This is a genomic window from Xanthomonas prunicola (assembly GCF_002846205.1).
Lineage (GTDB): Bacteria > Pseudomonadota > Gammaproteobacteria > Xanthomonadales > Xanthomonadaceae > Xanthomonas > Xanthomonas prunicola.
In genome coordinates, this window is the sequence record NZ_PHKV01000044.1 from 1 (window position 1) to 2,599 (window position 2,599).

The window sequence follows — 2,599 nt, forward strand, 5'->3', positions numbered from 1 at the left end:
TGAGATGTCTAGGAAACCCTGGGCGTATCATCCTCAGCCGCCTCCACCATCGCTTTTCGAGCCCGCTTGATCCGCCCCTGCTGGATCGCTTGGATGCGCGGGGAAACATGCCTCTTCGTTCGCGCCAAGCGCCGCTGTGCTCTGGCCACCGCTTTCGTATCGGAATCGTATTCTTGCTCATAGAGCTTGGCTTGCGCATCTAGCACGGCCACACGCGCCTTGTAGGGTCGCACCAGCGCATGGGCATACTTGCTGATTGAGCGAGCAAGCATCTCGGTGTCTTCAAAGAGAAATGGCTTGGTGGCGTAGCTATCCGCTCGCCGGCAGGCGTAGCTATCCGCTCGCCGGCAAACGAGCGTGGAGTGCGCCCGCTGGAACTCGGGCTCAATCTGGATACCCGGGATCTGCCGCAAGACTTCGAGAGACTGCTGAGCCACCGCTCGTTGGGCTTCGAGCCAATCTTCAATCAGTTGCGCCTCCGCATTGAGCACCTCAGCGTCTTGTCGGCCCGAGGAACGAGCCAAACGCGTCACGCGACTAAGATGTCGGGTCTGACCGCTGTAAGGCGTGTAGAGACCCGGGCGAGGCGCTGGCGCACGCGCCAAGCGCTCTTTGATCTGCCGCACCCGCTCTGCGCCTGACAATCGTGTCTGCCCAACCGCTGTGCGCCCGTCCAATCCAGAAGCCTGTGCGTTGGCCCGATCCCGAAGTGCTGTCGCATGGCTATGAGACGGTGGCACTTCGTGCACGACGCCCCCGCTTTTTTTCATGTGCTCAGCGACAAGCTTTGAAAGCGCCAGTGCTGCTTCTCGCCCACCTGCCCCTCTGACTTCTGCTGTGAACTTCGTTTTGCGCATCACCGCCACTTTGGCTTTGCGCAAGTGCTTGCCAGGCCGACGCGTGAGTTCGCGGGCGCGTTCAAACTCTCCATTGCGCGCGGCTTCGTGTGCTTGTGCTCGGAGGCTGCGATGATCTACCTGAGCCGCATTGCCCGCATTTTTCAAGTGCGCATTGATGACCATTGCAATGTCTTTGCGGATTTGCCGCAGCGCTCGTGTGCCGCCGCCTTGTCGCGCATCAAACTCAGCGCAAGCGCGCTCCCCCAGTCCTCCTGGGCCGACTTGTCGTGCTGACATCAGCAAATGCACATGATGATTGCGCTGATCACCATATTTGCTTGGTGTGTGCACAGCGACCAATACTGCGACCTTGAACCGATTGACCAGCAATTGGCCAAGCGCCAAAGCGAGCACTCTCCGTTGTTGTGGATCGAGTTGGTGCGGAAGCGACACCTCGACTTCTCGGCAAACGCGTGCGTTCTTGCGCGTCTCGGCCGCTTCGTTCGCGTTCCAAAAATACTGCGCATCAAAGCACCACTCGGGCGCTCCTTTCGGCGCAAGCATCTGATGGAAATCGACGCCGCCTCGGTGGGAATAATTGTGACCAAGCCCTGTGCTCGTATCGAGCAGATCAAACCCTGCGCGGTAAGCAGCTGCTGCGACCGAAGAGTCGCCATTGCCTCGGCTGAAAGACTTCATTGTTGCGTGATAAATCGCCATTTGTGAAACTCCTGTTTGTTTGTGGAGCACACAAAGAAGCGACAGAACATTCCCTGTCGAGAGTTAAGCGAACTCGACAGCACAGAGACCTTGATCACGAGGTTTTGAAGTGGCTGTGTTGCCTAGCGGAGCATAGGCAACGAGGTGGCGAAAGCCACCGCACCGACGCACAGCGTTGGCGCACGGTTTCTGCAAAGCAGAAACCATAAGTGCGCTCTTGCTCTTTAATTTTTCTTTGAATTTGTTTTCGCCACAGTTGGATCAACCATGGCTCTTTTTACATATAAATATTAGTTATACCAAAGAATGAATAAGACCTGTACCAATCTGATTACGCCCTCACGCCATGTGTCGTTTTTATGCTGACTGTCCATGCAGAAGTGATGTCCCGTGGCCTCGGGAAATCCAAGCAGCCGCAGGACGAATTGCCGTCAGGTTGGTAGCATCACCAACGCCGATCGAACGCTAAGTCGCAACAGCTGCGGAAACAAGGAAGCGAAATGCCCAATGACTACTGGGACATGGATGATAAGAACGACCCCAACCTGTTGAGCCTTGCCAGCGTGAGCACCTCAATGCTCGTGCCCTTTCCAGTGGGAAGACTGCCGGATGCTTCTTTGCTCTGGCTCAATGAGCGCTGGTTTCACGACTTAGGCATAGCCATCCACGACGCGTCAACTCGGGCCCGCATCTCAGCGTCCTTGCTTGAGCGCTTTGCCGTGACCTCTATCGAAGCCCACTGCGTTGCCGGCACCTTCGGCGGACAGGCACTGGGCGCTGATCGCTATGGTGGGAGCGGTGGGGCGATCCACGGGGGGAGTGGCCGCTGTGGCTCCGATGGCATGCTCATCGCCAAAGGAACCGGCCCCACGCCACTGGTCTCCGAGGCCCATGATTGGTCACACTCCCATGGCTGTCTCTATCTTTACGACGCCATTCGCGAGGCAGTCGCCAGCGAGATCCTCAACGCAGAACTCCCCCACGGGACAGTCCCCATCGTTGCCATCATCGATGCCGGCTTCTCCCTGGCGCGCACCGAT

Annotated in this window: 1 protein-coding gene and 1 pseudogene; one reads left to right on the forward strand and one right to left on the reverse strand. The window is 57.6% G+C overall.

Going from position 1 to position 2,599, the window contains the following annotated elements:
* Window positions 1–8: 8 nt before the first annotated feature.
* A complete protein-coding gene (locus tag XpruCFBP8353_RS22915) occupies window positions 9–1,559 on the reverse strand; it encodes a MobA/MobL family protein (RefSeq protein WP_243391203.1) in 1,551 nt (516 codons plus the stop codon).
* Window positions 1,560–2,059: 500 nt separating this feature from the next.
* On the opposite strand from XpruCFBP8353_RS22915, the pseudogene XpruCFBP8353_RS22920 reads away from it, so the two are divergent.
* Window positions 2,060–2,599: pseudogene (locus XpruCFBP8353_RS22920) on the forward strand (protein adenylyltransferase SelO family protein); the annotation flags it as partial.

What these genes read in the sequence shown, in the direction of transcription:
- XpruCFBP8353_RS22915 (WP_243391203.1), bottom strand. Translation starts at nt 1,559, where the DNA reads ATGGCGATTTATCACGCAACAATGAAGTCTTTCAGCCGAGGCAATGGC.